At 72.4% G+C, this 17,639-nt stretch carries 19 protein-coding genes; 15 read left to right on the top strand and 4 right to left on the bottom strand.

Going from position 1 to position 17,639, the window contains the following annotated elements; translation table 11 throughout:
• Positions 1–142 precede the first annotated feature (142 nt).
• On the bottom strand, positions 143–1,495 hold the full coding sequence (locus tag ACIGW4_RS10390) for a M14 family metallopeptidase (protein ID WP_398707211.1): 1,353 nt from the start codon (positions 1,493–1,495) through the stop codon (positions 143–145).
• Between the two features lie 149 nt (positions 1,496–1,644).
• Between ACIGW4_RS10390 and ACIGW4_RS10385 the strand changes: the two genes are divergently transcribed.
• Positions 1,645–3,012, top strand: coding sequence for a serine/threonine-protein kinase (locus ACIGW4_RS10385; RefSeq protein WP_399579702.1), 1,368 nt, complete (start codon positions 1,645–1,647; stop codon positions 3,010–3,012).
• Between the two features lie 135 nt (positions 3,013–3,147).
• On the opposite strand, the gene ACIGW4_RS10380 is transcribed toward ACIGW4_RS10385, so the two are convergent.
• Positions 3,148–4,869, bottom strand: coding sequence for a chitinase (locus ACIGW4_RS10380; RefSeq protein ID WP_399579700.1), 1,722 nt, complete (start codon positions 4,867–4,869; stop codon positions 3,148–3,150).
• A gap of 352 nt (positions 4,870–5,221) precedes the next feature.
• On the opposite strand from ACIGW4_RS10380, the gene ACIGW4_RS10375 reads away from it, so the two are divergent.
• From ACIGW4_RS10375 to ACIGW4_RS10320, 12 genes are all read left to right on the top strand, one after another.
• Positions 5,222–6,232, top strand: coding sequence for a hypothetical protein (locus tag ACIGW4_RS10375; RefSeq protein ID WP_399579698.1), 1,011 nt, complete (start codon positions 5,222–5,224; stop codon positions 6,230–6,232).
• Between the two features lie 70 nt (positions 6,233–6,302).
• Positions 6,303–7,022 carry a Flp pilus assembly protein CpaB gene (gene cpaB / locus ACIGW4_RS10370; protein WP_399579696.1) on the top strand — a complete coding sequence of 240 codons (720 nt, stop codon included), beginning with the start codon at positions 6,303–6,305 and terminating at the stop codon, positions 7,020–7,022.
• A 7-nt stretch (positions 7,023–7,029) separates the two neighbouring features.
• A complete protein-coding gene (locus ACIGW4_RS10365) occupies positions 7,030–8,280 on the top strand; it encodes a CpaE family protein (RefSeq protein WP_399579695.1) in 1,251 nt (416 codons plus the stop codon).
• A gap of 3 nt (positions 8,281–8,283) precedes the next feature.
• Positions 8,284–8,652, top strand: coding sequence for a TadE/TadG family type IV pilus assembly protein (locus tag ACIGW4_RS10360; protein WP_399579693.1), 369 nt, complete (start codon positions 8,284–8,286; stop codon positions 8,650–8,652).
• On the top strand, positions 8,649–9,041 hold the full coding sequence (locus tag ACIGW4_RS10355; protein ID WP_359588891.1) for a TadE/TadG family type IV pilus assembly protein: 393 nt from the start codon (positions 8,649–8,651) through the stop codon (positions 9,039–9,041). Before ACIGW4_RS10360 ends, ACIGW4_RS10355 begins: the two co-directional genes overlap by 4 nt.
• A complete protein-coding gene (locus tag ACIGW4_RS10350; protein WP_123455185.1) occupies positions 9,038–10,381 on the top strand; it encodes a CpaF family protein in 1,344 nt (447 codons plus the stop codon). Before ACIGW4_RS10355 ends, ACIGW4_RS10350 begins: the two co-directional genes overlap by 4 nt.
• A 148-nt stretch (positions 10,382–10,529) precedes the next feature.
• The gene (locus tag ACIGW4_RS10345) at positions 10,530–11,477 is read left to right on the top strand and encodes a type II secretion system F family protein (RefSeq protein WP_399579690.1); all 948 of its coding nucleotides are present in this window, start codon (positions 10,530–10,532) and stop codon (positions 11,475–11,477) included.
• 14 nt (positions 11,478–11,491) lie between these two features.
• On the top strand, positions 11,492–12,379 hold the full coding sequence (locus tag ACIGW4_RS10340) for a DUF5936 domain-containing protein (protein ID WP_359588889.1): 888 nt from the start codon (positions 11,492–11,494) through the stop codon (positions 12,377–12,379).
• Positions 12,380–12,567: 188 nt separating this feature from the next.
• Complete coding sequence (locus tag ACIGW4_RS10335) at positions 12,568–12,777, top strand: Flp family type IVb pilin (RefSeq protein ID WP_399579688.1); 210 nt, start codon at positions 12,568–12,570, stop codon at positions 12,775–12,777.
• A gap of 44 nt (positions 12,778–12,821) precedes the next feature.
• Complete coding sequence (locus ACIGW4_RS10330; protein WP_399580002.1) at positions 12,822–13,403, top strand: pilus assembly protein TadG-related protein; 582 nt, start codon at positions 12,822–12,824, stop codon at positions 13,401–13,403.
• A 28-nt stretch (positions 13,404–13,431) separates the two neighbouring features.
• Positions 13,432–14,016 carry a hypothetical protein gene (locus ACIGW4_RS10325; protein ID WP_399579686.1) on the top strand — a complete coding sequence of 195 codons (585 nt, stop codon included), beginning with the start codon at positions 13,432–13,434 and terminating at the stop codon, positions 14,014–14,016.
• Between the two features lie 9 nt (positions 14,017–14,025).
• Positions 14,026–14,640 carry an OmpA family protein gene (locus tag ACIGW4_RS10320; protein ID WP_398707225.1) on the top strand — a complete coding sequence of 205 codons (615 nt, stop codon included), beginning with the start codon at positions 14,026–14,028 and terminating at the stop codon, positions 14,638–14,640.
• Here ACIGW4_RS10320 and ACIGW4_RS10315 read toward each other — a convergent pair.
• Positions 14,637–15,557, bottom strand: coding sequence for a hypothetical protein (locus ACIGW4_RS10315; protein ID WP_398707226.1), 921 nt, complete (start codon positions 15,555–15,557; stop codon positions 14,637–14,639). The two genes, ACIGW4_RS10320 and ACIGW4_RS10315, sit on opposite strands and share 4 nt — an antisense overlap.
• A 122-nt stretch (positions 15,558–15,679) precedes the next feature.
• On the opposite strand from ACIGW4_RS10315, the gene ACIGW4_RS10310 reads away from it, so the two are divergent.
• Entirely contained in the window at positions 15,680–16,090 is a 411-nt protein-coding gene (locus ACIGW4_RS10310) for a hypothetical protein (protein WP_123455191.1), read from the top strand.
• 31 nt (positions 16,091–16,121) lie between these two features.
• The gene (locus ACIGW4_RS10305) at positions 16,122–17,270 is read left to right on the top strand and encodes a hypothetical protein (RefSeq protein WP_399579682.1); all 1,149 of its coding nucleotides are present in this window, start codon (positions 16,122–16,124) and stop codon (positions 17,268–17,270) included.
• Here ACIGW4_RS10305 and ACIGW4_RS10300 read toward each other — a convergent pair.
• Positions 17,242–17,613 carry a DUF192 domain-containing protein gene (locus ACIGW4_RS10300; RefSeq protein WP_123455193.1) on the bottom strand — a complete coding sequence of 124 codons (372 nt, stop codon included), beginning with the start codon at positions 17,611–17,613 and terminating at the stop codon, positions 17,242–17,244. The two genes, ACIGW4_RS10305 and ACIGW4_RS10300, sit on opposite strands and share 29 nt — an antisense overlap.
• Positions 17,614–17,639 lie beyond the last annotated feature (26 nt).

Below are 17,639 nucleotides of genomic sequence, written 5' to 3'. Positions count from 1 at the left end.
CGCCCCCCGCCCCCCGGTCTCGGCCGCCCCCCCGCCCGCCCCCCCCAGCGAGAGCCCCGCGCGCGCCGCCCCCCCCCGCGCGGGGCGGGGGGGGGGGGGGCCCCCGGCGGGGGGGCGGGGCCACCCCTCAGCGTACGGGCCGTCAGGCCGTGCAGTACTGCGCCTGCTTGCCGATCGAGCGGTACATGCAGTCCGCGTTCTCCAGGAGCTGGAGGACCGCGTCGCGGTTGCGGCTCGTCTCTCGTTCGATGACCTCGTCGGGCGGGTAGAAGCCGCCTCCGCCGCTCGACGGGTACATCTCGAAGGTGTACGCGAAGATCTTGTGCGCGCCCCACAGGTAGTCGTCGATCGAGCCGTCCGTGATGTACAGGTCGCTGGACTGCTCGGGCGTGTAGCCGTTGCTCGCGGCCATCTTGCCGCCGACGGTCGCGAAGGCGTCGCGGTCGTCCTGCGTCATGCCGGTCGTGGTGTTGGCCGTGGTCCAGCCGAAGGGCCAGAGGACCAGCTCGCTGTACGTGTGGAAGTCGATGGCCGCCGTGATCTGCTGCTTGCCGCCGACCACCCGGGAGCGGACGAAGTCGGCCACGACCTTCACCTCGGGAGCGGACTCGGGGGCCGCGCCCCGGTAGGTCTCGGAGCTCTTGGTGCCGGAGGAGCCGCCGCAGCAGCCCCACTTGTAGTCCCAGTTCCGGTTGAGGTCCGTGCCGATGTAGGAGGAGTTGGCGTTGGGCTGGCGGTTCTTGCGCCAGCTGCGGTACGAGCCGCTCGCGATGTCGTACTCGCCGCCGTCCGGGTTGAGGTCCGGGACGATCCAGATCTCGCGGCTGTTCACCATGTTCGTGATGCGGGAGTCCGTGCCGTAGCCCGCGCCGAGTTCGCGCAGCAGGTAGAGCGCCATCTCGACGGTGAGGTGCTCGCGGGCGTGCTGGTGGTGGGTGAAGAGGACCTCGGGCTCGGCCTCGTCCGTGCCGACGTTGTCGCTGACCTTGATGGCGACGATGTCACGGCCCTGGTACGTCTTGCCGATGACCCGCTTGCTCATGATGGACGGGTAGGCGGCGAGGCGCTGGTCGATCTCCGCGTTCATCTCCGCGTAGTTGTGGTACTTCGCGTCGGCGGAGGGGAAGTCGAGCGGGCCGGCCGTCTTGTCGGCCTCGGTCCGGCGGTCCGGAGGCCCGGGCAGGGCGACCGGCTCGTAGCCGAGGGCCCTGAGCCGGGCCAGTTGTTCGGTGTTGGCGCTGACGACGACCGAGCGGGCGTCGACCTCGTCGATCGAGACGCCGGTGGCGGCCAGCGCGGTGCGGGCGGCGACGGTGGACGGTCCGGCGATCTCGTACTGCCGGATCACCTCCTCCGCGCCGGAGGCGATGCGGGCGGCGGTCGGCGCCGGGTCGGCCCCGGCGGGTGTGCTGAGCGCGGAGAGGGGCGCCGCGAGGGCGAACGCCACGAGGGCCGCGAGGGTGGCGGACCTTCTGCCGCGAAGGGGACGTCGCATGCTGTCTCCTGGGTGGGGAGTGTGGGGGAGTGCGACCGAGCCGTGCGGGTGTCCGGGCGCAGGGCGGCCCGGACGAGTACGTGTCCGGGCACATGGTCCGGCTATGTCATGAACGGGTCAAGGTGGGGAGTTCGGCCATACTGTCCCGCGTGGGGACCCTCATCGGCAGATACGTCATCGAGCACAAGCTAGGCGAAGGCGGCATGGGCACCGTCTACCTGGCCCGATCGCGCGGCGGGCGCGCCGTCGCCGTCAAGGTCGCGCGGCCGGAACTCGCCTCCGACCCGTCCTTCCGCGCCCGCTTCCGCGCCGAGGTCGCCGCGGCCCGGCAGGTCGGCGGATTCCACACCGCGCAGGTCGTCGACGCCGACCCCGAGGCGGAGGCCCCCTGGCTCGCCACCGCCTACATCCCGGGCCCCACCCTCTCCGGACTCCTCACTGCCGAAGGCCCCATGGACGAGCGGCGGCTCCGCTCCCTCGGCGCCGCGCTCGCCGAGGCCCTGGAGGCGATCCACGCCTGCGGGCTCGTCCACCGCGACCTCAAGCCCGGCAACATCGTCATGGCCGCCGACGGGCCGCGCGTCCTCGACTTCGGGATCGCCCGCGCCCTGGAGTCCACCCGGCTCACCGCCACCGGCAACGCCTTCGGCACCCCCGGCTACCTCGCCCCCGAACAGGCCCTCGGCGAGGAGGTGACCGGCGCCGCCGACGTCTTCGCGCTGGGCGCCGTCCTCGTCGCCGCGGCCGGCGGGCGGCCCTTCGGCGAGGGGACGCCGATGGGGCTCATGTACCGGTCGGTGCACGAGGCCCCCGACCTCGGCGCCGTACCGGAGGCGCTGCGGCCGCTGGTGGGACGCTGCCTCGCCAAGGACCCCGCCGAACGGCCCACGCCGGACGCCATCATGGACGAGCTGATGGGGAGTCGGGACGGGGCCGGGGGCGAGGGCGGAGCCGGAGCGGGAGCCGGGGGCGATTCTGGGGCTGGGGCTGGAGCTGGAGCTGGGGCCGGGGTCGGGGCGTTCGGGCCGCCCATAGCGCCCGTGGTGCCGTCCGTGGTCCCGGACCCCCGGGTGGCCGCGTCGACGCCCGCCGACGCGGTGCCGGTGGTCGCGCCCCGGGGGCCGGCCGACGCCGTGCCCGCGCCCTTCGCCCCGGTACCGCACCCCGTTCCCGCCCCCGCCCCCGTACCGCATCCCGCCTACCACCACCTTCCGCCGCCGCCCCTCGTGCCGCCGCCGCCCGCGCCGGGATTCGCCGCCGCCGACCGGAACTCCGGGATCGCCGTCGACGGGACCGGGGTGTCCCTGCACTTCTTCGGCGAGGAGGCCGACTTCCTCTGGAGCGAGATCGGCGCCGTACGGTACGAGCGCATCCGGCGCGGCCGGGTGCTGCGCGTCGCCGTCACGCTCTACGACGGCGCGGTCTACGACTGCGAGGTCGACGGCCGCCGCGCCGCCCGGGTCGACGACTGGATCCGGCTGCTCGACCCGGTGCTGCGCCACTACCTGCCCGCGTGAGACGTCCGTGTGAGACATCCGTGTGAGACGTCCGTGTGAGACACCCACATGAGACGACGGCGTGAGACGCCCGCGTGAGACGACGGCGCGGCGCCACCGGGGGAGCGGTGGCGCCGCGCCGTCGCCTCGGGGCCGCTACGGCAGGTTGTGCACGTGCGGGCCCACCGCGTTCGACCAGGCGTTTCCGGCCGTCGCGTCCCAGTTGGTCGACCAGGTCATGGCGCCGCGCAGCGACGGCCAGGTCTGGGCGGGCTTGAAGGTGCCGCAGCCGGTGCCCCTGGTCAGGCAGTCGAGCGCGTTCTTCACGACCTGCGGGTCGACGTACCCGCTGCCCGCGCCCCGCGTGGAGGCGGGGACGCCCAGGCCGACCTGGGACGGGGCGAGGCCGCCCTGGAGCTGGATGCAGGCGAGGGCGGTGAGGAAGTCCACCGAGCCCTGGCTGTAGACCTTGCCGTCGCAGCCGAGCATCGAACCGCTGTTGTAGTACTGCGTGTTGACCACCGTGAGGATGTCCTTCACGGCGAGCGCGGTCTTGAAGTACTCCGAGCCGGTGTTCTGCATGTCGATGGTCTGCGGGGCCATCGTCAGGACCATGGAGGAGCCCGCCTTGGCGGAGAGCTGGCGCAGCGCCTTGGTGAGGTACGTGGCGTTGACGCCGTGCTCCAGGTCGATGTCGATCCCGTTGAAGCCGTACTCCTGCATCAGGGCGTACGCGCTGTCGGCGAAGGCGGTCGCGGTGGCGTCACTGTTGATGGTGACGTTGCCCTTCTCGCCGCCGACGGAGAGGATCACGGACTTGCCGGCCGCCTTCTTGGCCGCGACGTCGGCCTTGAAGTCGGCGACCGAGGCGTAGCCGACGGCCGGGTCGAGGTTGAAGGTGATCTGGCCGGGCACGGCGGTGGAGTCCGCGAAGGAGACGGCGATGATGTCGTACGCCGCCTGGACGTCCCGCAGCTTCTGCTTCGCGGCGCCGTTGTCGAAGTTCTGCCAGTAGCCGGTGACGGCGTGCTTGGGGACGGCGGGGCCGGGGCCCGGGTCGGTGGGCTTGGCGGTGCGGATCGTCACGGCGGCGGACTTCGCGGACTCGCCGGCGGCGTTCGTCGCGGAGACCTGGAACTGGTACGCGGTGTCGGCGGTGAGCCCCGTGACGGTGGTGGACGTGCCGGTCACGGTCTGCGGGTTGCCGCCGTCGCGGTACACCTTGTAGCCCGTGGCGCCGGAGACCGCGCCCCAGCTCAGGGCGACCGAGCCGGTGGTGACCGTGCCGGCGGCGAGGCCCGCCGGGGTGGCGGGGGCGGTCGGGTCGGGGTCCTGGCCGCCGCCCCCGTCGGGCCCGAAGACGCTCACGTCGTCGACGAGGTAGGGGGAGGTGCCGTACCAGCCGTGGGTGTAGATCTCGACCGAGGTGGTGCTCGCCCCGGTGGTGAAGGTGGTGGTGAGCTGCTTCCAGGAGGGGCTGTCGGGCGTCCAGGTGGAGACGGTGCCGGTGCCGGTCCCGGTGTTGTTCGCGCCGAGGTAGGCGTAGCCGCCCTGGACCCAGGCGCTCAGCGTGTACGTCGAGTTGGGCTTCACGGCCACGGTCTGGACGCACTTGGCGTTGTCGAGGCCGGCCGGGGTGGCGCGCAGGGCGCCGGTGCCGGTGCGGACCGGCGAGGAGACGGCGGCGCCGCTCCCGGCGGAGCAGGACCAGTTCGCGAGGCCGTTCTCGAATCCGGCGTTCTTGGCGACGTTGACGTCCGCCGCCTGTGCGGTGCCGGCTCCGCCGACGAGGACGAGCCCGGAGCCGACGGCGAGCGCGAGGGCTCCGGAGAGCCGGCGCCGTCCGCGCGGGCGGGTGGTGGTGCGGTCCACGTGCATCCTCCGGTGGGGGAGTTGGGGATGTGGAGGTGCCGTACGTCGTCGTACGGAGGGGAGGTGCGGGTACGGGGGTACCGGCGGCGGCCACCGCTGTCGCACAAGTTGGTCCAGACCAATCGCCTTGTCAATACCCCGCGCGGCGAAGGGCGTTCGGCCGGAGCGGTGGAGACGGCACCAGGGCCCGAGGTCAGGGCGCAAATTAGTGGGGACAGCTTGGCGGATTGTGTGTTCACCACCCCGGGGGACGTGGATAAGGTGCAGAGACGGCGGCACCCTGCGGTGACGCCGCGAACGCGGTAAGTGATCCGCGGCCCCCGGGGCGCCGGAGGCCGGAGGGGACGGGGGGCCCGACGTGCCGACAGCGATCGCCGTCACCAGCGCCGACCTGGTGTTGCCGCCGACCGTCCCCGGGACCCCGCAGGCCGCCGTGCTCCCGCCCCCCGAGACCCGCTCGCTCGACGCCTCCCTCGCCGACATGCAGCAGCTCCTCGCCCGGTACGGACACGTGGTCGTCGTCTGTCCCACCGCCGCGCCCGCCGCCGTCGAGCACCGCCTGCGCGCCGTCCGCGCCCTCCTGGAGAGCGACCGGATCGCGCTGGTCAGGACCGATCTGCCGCCCCTCGGCGCGGCCGTCCTCGTCCGCCAGTTGCGGCAGCTCGCCGGCTACGACTTCAGTCCCGGAATCCTCGCCTCCGCCGCCCGGTTGCTCGCCCACTACATCTACGCGGGCGCCGTCCTCGGCTCCGTCTCCCGGCTCGACCACGTCCCCGTGAGCCTCGGCTCCCACCTCAAGGGCTGGCTGCCCGGCGCCCACTTCGCCGTCCTCGCCGGACCGACCCCGCAGATCGTCCGGCTCGGCTCGCGGTCCGGTTCCGCCTCCGGATCCCGTTCTGCTTCCGGTTCCGCCTCCGGTTCCCGTACCGCTTCCGGTTCCGCTTCCGGCGGGGAGTCCCTCGCCGGACCGGAGTTCGCCACCGAACTCCTCCTCGCCCGCGGCCAGCTCCAGACCGACTGGCCCACCACCACCCTCGTGCCCCGGTGGCGGATCCCGGGACCCGTGCACGAAGCGCCCCTGCCCGCCTCCTCGCCCGGCTGGTGGGGCACCGGCAAGCTCGTCGAGTTCGCCGCGTACCTGCCCGACCCGGCCGTCCTCCACCAACTCGTCTCCTCCGTGCGCCGCGAGATCTGCCACTGGTGCGGGATGGAACTCATCGGCGACCGCTGCGGCTTCTGCGCCGCCCCGCTGCCCCCGGCCGCCCCGCCACCACCCGACCCGGGGACCCGCGCCCTGGGGCCGGGGCCGCGGGAGGGCGGATACGCGCTCGGGCCCGGCGCGCGGACCGCCCGCCCCGCCCTGCCATGAGCGGCCCCACGCCTCCGACCGCTTCGACCGCCCCGACCGCTCCGACCGCTCCGACCGAGGAAGTACGGCCATGAACTCCCGCCAGCGCCGCGGCGTGATCCTGCTGCTGCTCTCCGTCCTGTGCGCCCTCGGCGCCTTCGCCGGCGTCCTCGCCGTCATCAGCGACGTGAACTCCAAGGTCGGCCCGGAGACCGCGGCGTACCGGCTCACGGGGGACGTGGAGCCCTACAAGCCCCTGAAGCCGAACCAGTTCGAGAAGATCTCCATGCCCAAGCGGTGGCTGTCCTCCACCGCCGTCACCGACCCCCGCCAGATCGAGGGCAAGATCGCCGTCACCCCGCTCAAGGCCGGCTCCCTGCTCCAGACCGACATGCTCGTCGAACGCCCCCAGCTCCGGCCGGGCGAGCAGGAGATCGCGATCATGATCGACGCCGCCACCGGCGTCGCCGGAAAGATCACCCCCAACGCCGGCGTCAACATCTACGCAACCTTCGCCGGCGAGAAGAAGGGCGACCCCGACCAGTCCCGGCTGATCGTCTCCGACGCCCGGGTCCTCGAAGTCGGCAAGCTCACCCGGGCCTCCGACAGCTCCGACCGCGGCGACCGGGCCACCTCCACCGTCCCCATCACCTTCGCGCTCTCCGTCCTCGACACCCAGCGCGTCGCGTACGCCGAGTCCTTCGCCGAGCGCATCCACCTCGCCCTCGTCGCCCCGTCCGATGCCGGCTCCCCGGGCGGTCCCCCGGTCGACAAGGGCGACCGCACCTACACGCTCGACAAGGACAAGTGAGGCCGGTATGACCACCAGGATCCTGCCTGCCGTCGGCGACCCCGAGGCGGCCCGGTCCGTCAGTACGCTGCTCAGCCAGCTCCCCGACGCCGAACCCGCCCAGCCGGTCGCCGACTCCACCCAGCTCGTCGACACCCTCGCGCGCCTCGCCGCCGCCTCCCTCGACGAACTTCCCGAGGTCGTCCTCGTCCACGAGCGGATCGGACCCGTCCCCGCGCTCGAACTCGTCCGCGAGGTCGCCCTCCGCTTCCCCGCCGTCGGCGTCGTCCTCATCACCGCCGACGCCGGCCCCGTCCTCCTCTCCGCCGCCATGGACTCCGGCGCCCGGGGCCTCGTCACCCTCCCCCTCGGCTACGAGGAACTCGCCAACCGCGTCCAGGCCGCCGCCCAGTGGTCCCTCGGCGTCCGCCGCCACCTCGGCGCCGGCGCCGAGCCGATCGCCGGTCCCGGCGGCACCGTCGTCACCGTCAGCGGCGCCAAGGGCGGCGTCGGCACCACCGTCACCGCCGTCCACCTCGCCCTCGCCGCCCGCGCCTCCGGACGCAGCGTCGCCCTCGTCGACATGGACCTCCAGAGCGGCGACATCGCCTCCTACCTCGACGTCCAGTTCCGGCGCTCCGTCGCCGACCTCGCGACCATCGCCGACATCTCGCCCCGCGTCCTCCAGGACGCCGTCTACGTCCACGAGACCGGCCTCTCCCTGCTCCTCGCCCCGGCGGAGGGCGAACGCGGCGAGGAGGTCACCGACTGCGCCGCCCGCCAGGTCGTCAGCGCCCTGCGCGGCCGGCACGAGGTCGTCGTCCTCGACTGCGGCTCCCGGCTCGACAGCGCCAACGCCGCCGCGATCGAGATGGCCGACACCGCACTCCTCGTCACCACCCCGGACGTGGTCGCGGTCCGGGCCGCCAAGCGGACCGTACGGATGTGGGAACGGCTCCAGGTCCGCAAGGCCGAGGAGACCACGACGGTGGTCAACCGCCACCACCGCTCCACCGAGATCCAGCCGCCCCTCGTCCAGAAGATCACCGGCACCCGGATCGCGGGCGTCGCCGTCCCCGCCCACTTCAAGGAACTCGCCGCCGTCGTCGACGCCGGCCGCCTCCACGAACTCGACGCCAAGTCGACCGTCAAGCAGGCGCTGTGGACCCTCGCGGGAGAGCTGGGCCTGGTCGGCGCGCCCGAAACCCCCGGCAGGGAGCCGGCCCGCGCGGGCGACCGGGGCTCGCTCGGACTGCGACGGCGCGGGGGAGGACGCTGAGGGATGGGTACGCACCGGGACGGGGACGGGGGGCAGGTGGCGGTGGAGTTCGTGGGCATGGTGCCGCTGATCCTGCTCACGCTGGCGCTGCTGTGGCAGGTCGTCCTGGTGGGTTACACGTACACGCTGGCGGGGAACGCGGCGGACGAGGCCGCGCGGGCGTGTGCGGTGGGGGACGACGGGCCCGCCGCCGCCCGCCGCCACATCGACGGGGCCTGGAGCGTCTCCGGCGGGGAGTGCGGTGCGCCGAGCGGCGGCATGATCCACGTCGAGGTCGAGGTCGAGGTGCCGGCCCTGGTCCCGGGCCTCGGGGGCCTCTTCCCGGTCACGGCCGAAGCGGGCGCGGTGTACGAGGAGGACCTGGACCCATGACGAAGCGGACCCGTACCCGCGACCGGGGCCAGGCGGCGATCGAGTACCTCGGCTTCCTGCCCATCCTGCTCATCGTCGGCCTCGCGGGCCTTCAGCTCGGCATCGCCGCGTACGCCGCGCAGCAGGCGGGTACGGCGGCGCGCGCGGCCGCCCGGGCGGCGAGCAGCGACGACGAGAACCGGCCCAGCCCCGCGGCGGCCGCCGAGGCGGCGGTGAGCGGCTGGATCAAGCCCCAGGTCAGCGGCCCGCAGCCGGGCGGCGACGAAGCAGTCGTCACCGTCACGGTCAAGATCCCGTCCGTCGTGCCCTTCTGGGACGACTTCGGAAGTGTCGAGAAGACCGCCACCATGCCGCTGCCCGAGACACCCGACGAGGAGGACCTGCCATGAGCCTGCGCGCCCGGATCAGCACCCCCGAGGAGAAGGCCACGGGCGGGGGCCGGGAGGACGGTCATCTCGTCGCCGCCTTCCGGGCCAAGCTCCTGGAGGAGATCGACCTCACCGAGATGTCCGCGCTCGCGGCGGCCGAGCGGCGGGCCCGCCTGGAGCGCGTCCTCGGGCACATCATCAGCCGCGAGGGCCCGGTCCTCTCCACCGCCGAGCGGGCGCAGCTGATCCGCCGGGTCGTCGACGAGGCCCTCGGCCTCGGCGTGCTCGAACCGCTCCTCGAAGACGCCTCCATCACGGAGATCATGGTCAACGGACCGGACCAGATCTTCATCGAGCGCGGCGGCCGCGTCGAACTCCTCCCGCTCCGCTTCGCCTCCCACGAGCAGTTGATGCAGACGATCGAACGGATCGTCTCCACCGTCAACCGACGGGTCGACGAGTCGAACCCGATGGTCGACGCCCGGCTCCCCTCCGGCGAGCGCGTCAACGTGATCATCCCGCCGCTCTCGCTCACCGGGGCCACGCTCACGATCCGGCGCTTCCCCCGGGCGTACACGCTCCACGAGATGATCGGCCTCGGCTCCCTCGACGAGCAGATGCTGCTCCTGCTCTCCGGGCTCGTGCAGGCCAAGTTCAACCTGATCGTCTCCGGCGCCACCGGCACCGGGAAGACGACCCTCCTCAACGCCCTCTCCGGCCTCGTACCGGACGGCGAGCGGATCATCACCATCGAGGACTCGGCCGAACTCCAGCTCCAGCAGTCCCACGTCATCCGCCTGGAGGCCCGCCCGCCGAACATCGAGGGCCGCGGGGCGATCTCCATCCGGGACCTCGTCCGCAACTCCCTGCGCATGCGCCCCGACCGCATCATCGTCGGCGAGGTCCGCGGCGGCGAGACCCTCGACATGCTCCAGGCGATGTCCACCGGCCACGACGGCTCGCTCGCCACCGTCCACGCCAACTCGGCCGAGGACGCCCTGATGCGGCTCCAGACCCTGGCCTCGATGTCCGAGGTGAAGGTGCCGTTCGAGGCGCTCCGCGACCAGATCAACAGCGCGGTCGACGTCCTGGTCCAGCTCACCCGGCACCCGGACGGCACGCGCCGCATCACCGAGATCTCCGTCCTCGCCTCGCACGGCCGGGAACGCTTCCTGCTGGCCACGGTCTGCCGCTTCGAGGCGCAGCCGGTCGCGGCCGACGGGCGGGTGTACGGAAGGTTCACGTACCACCCGCTGCCCCGGCGCGTCGCCGAACGGCTCTACCTGGCGGGCCAGCCGATCCCGCAGGCGTTCGGGGTGGCGGCGACGGACGCCCACCTGGCCACCCGAGAGGCGGAGTGATGACCGAAGCCCACATGCCCACCGGAGGCGCAGTGACGATGACGGACCCGACCTGGCGACCGGGAGAGCGGTGGACGACGGACCCGACGTGGCGGCCGGGTGAGCGATGGACGACCCCGGACCCGACCTGGCGACCCGGGGAACGGCGATGACGACCGATCCCTTCTGGCTGACCGTGGGCGTGACGCTGCTCGCCTGCGTCCTGGGCGTGGTCGGCGTCCAGTCGTACGCGAGCGGGGCCCGCCGCCACGCCGCGCTCGTCGCCCGGCTCGACGAGAGCGGCGAACCGGAGGCCGTGTCGGGCCGCCGCAGGCGCCGCTTCCGGGGCGTCGACCGGCGCGTACGGAAGACCGCCCTCGGCCGGAGACTGGAACTGCGGATCGCGGCGACGGGCCTGGACATCACGCCCGGCGAGTTCACGGTGGCCCTCGCGGCGACCGTGGCGGTGCTCTGGGTCGTGGGGCAGGCGGCCCTGTCCCCGTTCTTCGGCCCGATCTGCGGACTCCTGGGCATCTGGGTGGCGCTCGGCTACCTCAACTGGCAACGCCAGAAACGCATCGAGCGGTTCATCAACCAGCTCCCCGAGCTCTCCCGCATCCTGGCCAACGCCACGCAGGCCGGACTCGCCCTCCGGATGGCCCTGAGCCTGGCCGCCGACGAGCTGGAGGCACCGGCGGGCGACGAGTTGGAGAAGGTGGCGCAGCAGCTGGCCGTGGGCACGTCCCTCGACGACGCCCTCGGGGAACTCGCCGAACGTCTCCCCTCCCGCGAACTCGTCGTCCTCGTCACCACCCTCGTCCTCGCCAACCGGGCCGGCGGCACCGTCGTCTCCTCCCTGCGGAACCTCACCGAGACCCTGGAGGAGCGCAAGGAGACGCGGCGCGAGGTCCGCACCCAGCTCTCCCAGGTGAGCATGACGGCGTACTCGGTCCCGGTGATCGGCATCGGCTCCCTCCTGCTGATCGACAACATGCAGCCGGGCGCGCTCGACCGCATGACGGCCTCGGGCATCGGGCAGTTCGCCGTGGTGGCGGCGTTCGCGCTGTACGTGGTGGGCTTCGCCGTCATCCGCCGCTTCTCGAAGATCGACGTGTAAGGGGCCCGTGCCTGATGGACCTCCTCCTCGCGCTCCTGGCGGCCCTGGCCGTCGCGGGCTTCGCCTACGGCCTGCGCCTCTACCGGGCCGACGCGAAGCTCCCCGACGACCTCAGACTCGCCCTGGAGGTCGGCGCGACCCGTACGGGAGCGGTCGACTCGGCCGTCGACCGCCTGGGCATGCGCTGGTCGCCGGCCGTCCTCCGGCTGATGGGCCCGAAGCGGGTCAACGCGGTCCGCCGCCGGATCGACCTGGCGGGCAACCCCGGCGGCCTGACCATCGACCGGTACGGGGCGAGGCGGGCGGTCTACGGCTTCCTGGGCGGCCTCGGCGGCCTGGTGATGCTGAGCAAGGGCTCGTACGTGACGGCTCTGCTGCTGCTCGCGTTCGGCGCGTTCTGGACGGAGGTCGGGATCTGGTCGGCGGTCAGGATCCGCAAGGACCAGATTGAACGCACGCTGCCGGACTTCCTGGACGTCCTGGCGGTCGTGGTCAGCGCCGGTCTGGGCTTCCGGCAGGCGCTGGAGCGGGTCGCGGAGAAGTACGAGGGCCCGTGGGCCGACGAACTCCGCATCACGCTCCGGCAGATGGACATGGGCGTCAGCCGCCGGCAGGCCTTCGACGAACTGCGGCGGCGCAACGACTCGGAGCAGGTGGCGCAGTTCGTGACGGCGCTGCAGCAGGGGGAGGAGCTGGGAGCGCCGATCGTCGACACGCTGATCCAGATCGCCAACGACATGCGGCGGACGGACGCGCAGAACGCGCGGCGCAAGGCGGCGAAGGCGGTCCCGAAGGCGACGATGGTGATCACGACGCTGATGGTCCCGGCGACCATGATCCTGCTGGGCGCGGGCCTGTTCCTGGGCACGGGGACGGACTTCGGGTCGGTGACGGGCAAGTGAGGGCGGTGACATATTCGGGGGAAACGGCTTCGGGCGCGCAACCCGATGTGCCAGAGTGCGGACTGAGTGTGAGGGGGGTGGAGCCGATGGACCGGATCGCCGCGACCCGCGCCATCCGGCCCACCCGATGACGGGCCCGTCGGCGCACGGTGCCCATACGCAGGCGTCCGAACGCGGAGGGGACCACGATGTACGACGCGATGCTGAAGGCCCTGACGAGGGCCAAGTTGGAAATGAGCGACCGGCTGCGGCGGGAGGACCGTGGGCAGACGGCGGTGGAGTATCTGGGGATCATTGTGGTGGTGGTGGCGATCGTCATCGCCATCACGGGTACGGACATCGGACAGTCGATCAAGACCGCAATCACGGAGAAGATCGCAGACCTGACCGGCGACTAGCGCGGCGGACTCAAGGAGACTCCGGGCAGGCGTTTCCCGTCTATATCGCGGTCATCGCCGGGCTCCTGTTTCTTGCATTCGCCTACTTCCTGGTGGGGCAGGCGGCTTTGACACGGAACAGCGCCCAGACTGCTGCGGACGCGGCGGCTCTCGCGGCCGCCCAGGATGCCCGCGAGCAGTTGCGGGACGGTTGGATCGAAGTGATACACGATCCCCAACAGTGGGACCGTTTCCTCCAAGGCGAGGTAGACACCGAGGTTTCTGCGTGTCGACAGGCAGCGGAATTCGCAGCGCGGAATGAGGCGGTTCTTGCGGGAGACGGGTGTGTGTCTCTTGCCACCGGTGATCATGGATTCAGAGTGACCGTCAGTACGGCCGGCCGGGAGACGCATCGCGCTACGGCGTCTGCTGAAGCCGTACTGGAACCGCGTTGCAGGTCCGACGCGCCGGAACCCACTCCGGATCCGTCGGAGCCCACACCGGCTCCGACGCCCACCAGCCCCGATGAGCCCGAGGAGAAACCCATAGTCGGCCTTGTCTGCGATGGCGAGCCGTGGGTGATCGATCCTGACAACCCGAGCCTCCCTGGCGCCGTTGACCTCTTCAGAGTCCGATTGTCGGACTGACTCGCGACGAGCAAAGGAAGCACGCTTCATGAACGCGCGCTACACAAGGAAGACCCGCAGAGGGGTGATCGCTGTCGCGATCACGTCCGTGGCACTCTTCGTGGCCGGGTGCGGCGCCGACGAGAAGCCCAGAGAGAACAAGCCGACCGCGACGAGTGCGACATCCCACGGCGGAACTACCGCCGCCCCTGGCTCGTCGGAGGCTGAAGAACCCACGGAGACGTTGGCTGTCCTAAAGGGGCAAAAGGGGCTTCAACTCGCCATTACGTCGGTGGAGCGAGACGCTGGCGGCTTCCTTACCGTTAAGGGCCGGCTGAGCAACGCTGGGGAATCGGGAAGTGCTGTTCCCGCTCAGGTCAGCGGGGATGAGACCGAAGTGGTCAAACACGGCACATCCTTGGGCGGGGCCACACTTGTTGATTCCGTCGGGAAGAAGAGGTACTACGTGCTTCGTGACACGGATGGGCGCCCCTTGACGACGACTGGTCTCGGCGTCGTCAGGGCCAGCGACGCAGTCGACGTCTTCCTCCAATTCCCCGCACCCCCCGCCACCACCACCGAAGTCAGCTTCCAACTCCCCACCTTCGAACCCGCCACCCTCAAGCTCTCCTGAGGCGACCCCATGACGACGACGAGAAACCGCCGCCTCGCCTCCCTCCTCCTCGTGTGCGTGGCCCTCGGGCCGTTCGCCGGGCCCCCCGCGTACGCCGATGACGGGCCCGGGCCCGCCGGTACCTCCTCGCCCCCGCCCGTCATCGATCCCGACTCGCCCGGGCTGATGCTGCCCGACGGTGCCACCCTCGCCCCCGCCAAGGTGCTCGACATCAAGCAGATCGTCGAGGAGGAGGGCGGCCAGGAGCGGCGGCAGGACACCAACGTGGACGTGACGTTCGCGCTGCAGGCCGAGGTGCTGTTCCCGAAGAACAGCGCCAAGCTGTCGCCCGACGCCACCGCCCGTATCGCCGCCATCGCCGCAGAGGTCAGGAAGATGGGGTCCGGGCGGGTCCGGGTCTTCGGGTTCACCGACAACCTGGGGACGTACGAGCACGGGCTCAAGCTGTCTAAGGAGCGGGCCGTGGCCGTGCAGCAGGTGCTGGCACGGGCCCTGGACCCGGGGACGACCTTCGACATCCGCGGGTACAGCGAGGACTACCCGATCGCCGACAACCGCACCGAGGAGGGCCGGAAGAAGAACCGGCGCGTCGAGATCTCCTTCCCCCGGACGACGGCGCCCTAGAGCGCCAGCGCCGCCCGGATCGTCGCCGTCATGCGGTCCGGGTGGCGGAAGACCTCCCTCGCCGTGAAGCGCAGCACGCGGCGGATCTCCGGGCAGGACTGGAGCGCGTTGAAGCGGGCGACGTCCCGTTCGTGGGCCCGGCGGGTGCCGTGGAAGGCGTGGCCCTCGATCTCCACCGCCAGGCCCGCCGTGCGGAAGAGGAAGTCGGGGCGCAGGGGCCGGCCGTCCGCCGTGAGGAGGGTCGGCTGGCACTCGGGGACCAGGCCCGTGTCGCCCATCCTCAACCGGGCGACCGTCTCCGCCGGGGAGCCCGACGCCGGTTCGGCCAGCCGGAGCCAGCTCCGGGCGCGGGCCGCTCCCCGCCGGGGAGCCGCGAGTTCGGCGGTGAGCTCCTCGGGGCGGACGAGCGCCTCGCGCCGTACCCCTTCGACCACGCGCCGCGCGAGCGCGGAGTCCGCGACGGCCACCGCCTCCTCCCGGGTCGCCGAGGCCCGTATCAGGTCGCCGACCGTCCGCGCCGGGGTCGTCGTGCGCAGGCCGCGCCGGACGGACCGGTCCGCGTCCGTCAGGAAGGTCGTGGTGTGGAGCCGTATCCGGTCACCGCGGGACGACCTGGCCGGCGGCGGTGCCGTGAAGTCGAGGCGCTCCTCCGGCTCCTTCCCGCCCAGGACCTCGATGCGGTGCAGCCGCGCCGCCGTCCCGTGACTGCACACCAGTTCCGGGCGGAGGAGCTGGAGGGCCGTCGCCCTCAGCCGCCAGTCCACCTCCCTCCCCGGGGCCGCCCAGGCGCCCCGGCAGATCCGCTGCCAGCCGTCCCGGCGCAGCCGTCCGGCCAGCCGGCCCGGCGGCCAGCCCGCCGCGACCGCCCAGACCGTCAGGAGGACCCCGCCCCTGGCGAGGATCGCCAACTCGTACATATGCCCAACGATCCACGGAAGAGGGACACTTCGCACCCCCTGTGGAAAACCCGGCGAAAGACGTCGCCAGGAAAGCGTAAATCCGGCGGGACATCCCTCTTCGGCGGGAGCATTCTGGACAGATGACGGCGACCCCGAGCGCGAACCCGAACGTGACTCCGAACGCGAACCCGAACGCGACTCCGAGCGTGCAGTTGGTCAGTGATCTCGTCACCCGGATCCCCGAGTTCCGAGGGGTGTACGAGACCCACGTCTTCCATCAGGGCGGTGTCCTGCCGCACGTCTTCTTCTGGGACGTCGTCCAGGACACCGTCCGGTCCTTCCTCGGCGAGGCCCCCGCCGCCGCCGACTGGCGCCGGACGCTCGACTTCCTGGAGGAGCAGAGCGCGCGCGGCGTCCTCGGCATCGACGAGGTCATCGTCACGTCCTTCCTCGGCGACCTGCCCTCGCCGCAGGAGCCCGGGCACGCCATCGTCGAGCAGCTCGGTCCCGTCATGGCCGCGAAGTTCGTCCGCATAAGGCCTCTCGGATGAGCCCCGCGCACGCCCCCGGATAATCGGGCGCATGCCCCGGACCGCCAGCCCGACCAGCCCGACCACCCCCACTGGTTCCATCAGCCCCATCAGCCCCATCAGTCCCACCCTCCTCGCCCTCGGCGGCTACGCCGTCACCCGCCTCGCCGGCCTCCTCGTCCTCGCCGTGGCCGCCGCCGCGACCGGCGAGGACGGGCTGCACCGGCTCAAGGGACGCTGGGACTCCGTCTGGTACGTCCGCATCGCCGAGCACGGGTACGGCCACCGGGTCACCCTGCCCAACGGCGACGTCCACTCCGACCTCGCCTTCTTCCCGCTCCTCCCGGCCCTGGAGCGCGGCCTCTCCGCCGTCCTCCCCGTCGACGCGGCCACCGCGGGGCTCCTCGTCTCCTGGACCGCCGGACTCGTCGCCGCCGGGGGCATCGCGAAGTGCGGCGCCCACGTCGCGGGGCCACGCGTCGGCGTCCTCCTCGCCGTGCTCTGGGGCGTGTACCCGACGGCGTTCGTCCAGTCCATGGCGTACACGGAGACCCTGTTCACCGCCCTCGCCGCCTGGTCGCTGTACGCCGTGCTGCGCGGGCGCTGGATCCCGGCCGGGGTCCTGTGCGCGGCCGCCGGGCTCACCCGGCCGACGGCCGCCGCGCTGATCGCGGCTCTCGGGATCACGGCCCTCGTCGCCCTCGTACGGGAACGGCGGCTGCCCGCCCGGACCGTGGCCGGGGTGCTGATCGCCCCGCTGGGCTGGCTCGCGTACGTCGCCCACGTCGGGGTCCGGGAGGGCAGTCCCACCGCCTACTTCGACGTGCAGGCCGCCTGGGGCAACTCCATCGACGGCGGTGTCGCCCTCGTCCTGTTCATCGCCGGGCTTCCGTGGCCCGCCGCCCTCGGCCTGTGCGCGGCGCTCGCCCTGCCGGTCTGGCTGATCGTCCTGTGCGTGCGGCAGCGGCAGCCGCTGCCGCTGCTCGTGTACACGGCCGGCGTCGTGTTCGTCTCCCTCGTCGGCGCCGCGTACTTCGGCTCCCGGCCGCGCCTGATGATGCCCGCGTTCGGGCTGCTGCTGCCGCCCGCAGTGGCCCTCGCGCGCGTGCGGACCCGTACCGCCGTGCCCGTCCTCGCCGGGCTCGCCCTCGCCTCCGGTGCGTACGGGGCGTTCACGCTTCTCGGCTCGGGGCCCCCGTGACGTCCACGCGCACGCGTACTCCCGGTTCCAGGCCCCATCCCGCCATCGCGCCCGCCTCCGCCTCCAGGACGTGCCGGCCGAGCGGCCGGATCATGCCGAGCCGTCCCGGCCGCATCGTCACCACGGACCGGACGGTGAAGGAGCCGTCCAGGTAGGCCACGTCGATCGGGAACCGCATCCCGAAGGTGTGCACGCTGTTCGTCCGGACGATGAGCAGCGCCCCCGCGAGCCCGTCCCGGCCCAGGAGGCCCCGCCGCCGCGCCCGGTACGAGGCCGCCACCTCCAGCGGGACGTCCAGAGCGGCCACCGTCAACGTCCCCGTGCCGTCCACCCATTTCCCCATGCGGCAGACCGTAGCGGCACGGCCGC

The organism is Streptomyces sp. NPDC053513, assembly GCF_044544765.1.
In the GTDB taxonomy this organism is placed as follows: domain Bacteria; phylum Actinomycetota; class Actinomycetes; order Streptomycetales; family Streptomycetaceae; genus Streptomyces; species Streptomyces litmocidini.
This window is presented reverse-complemented; position numbering and strand designations above follow the sequence as displayed.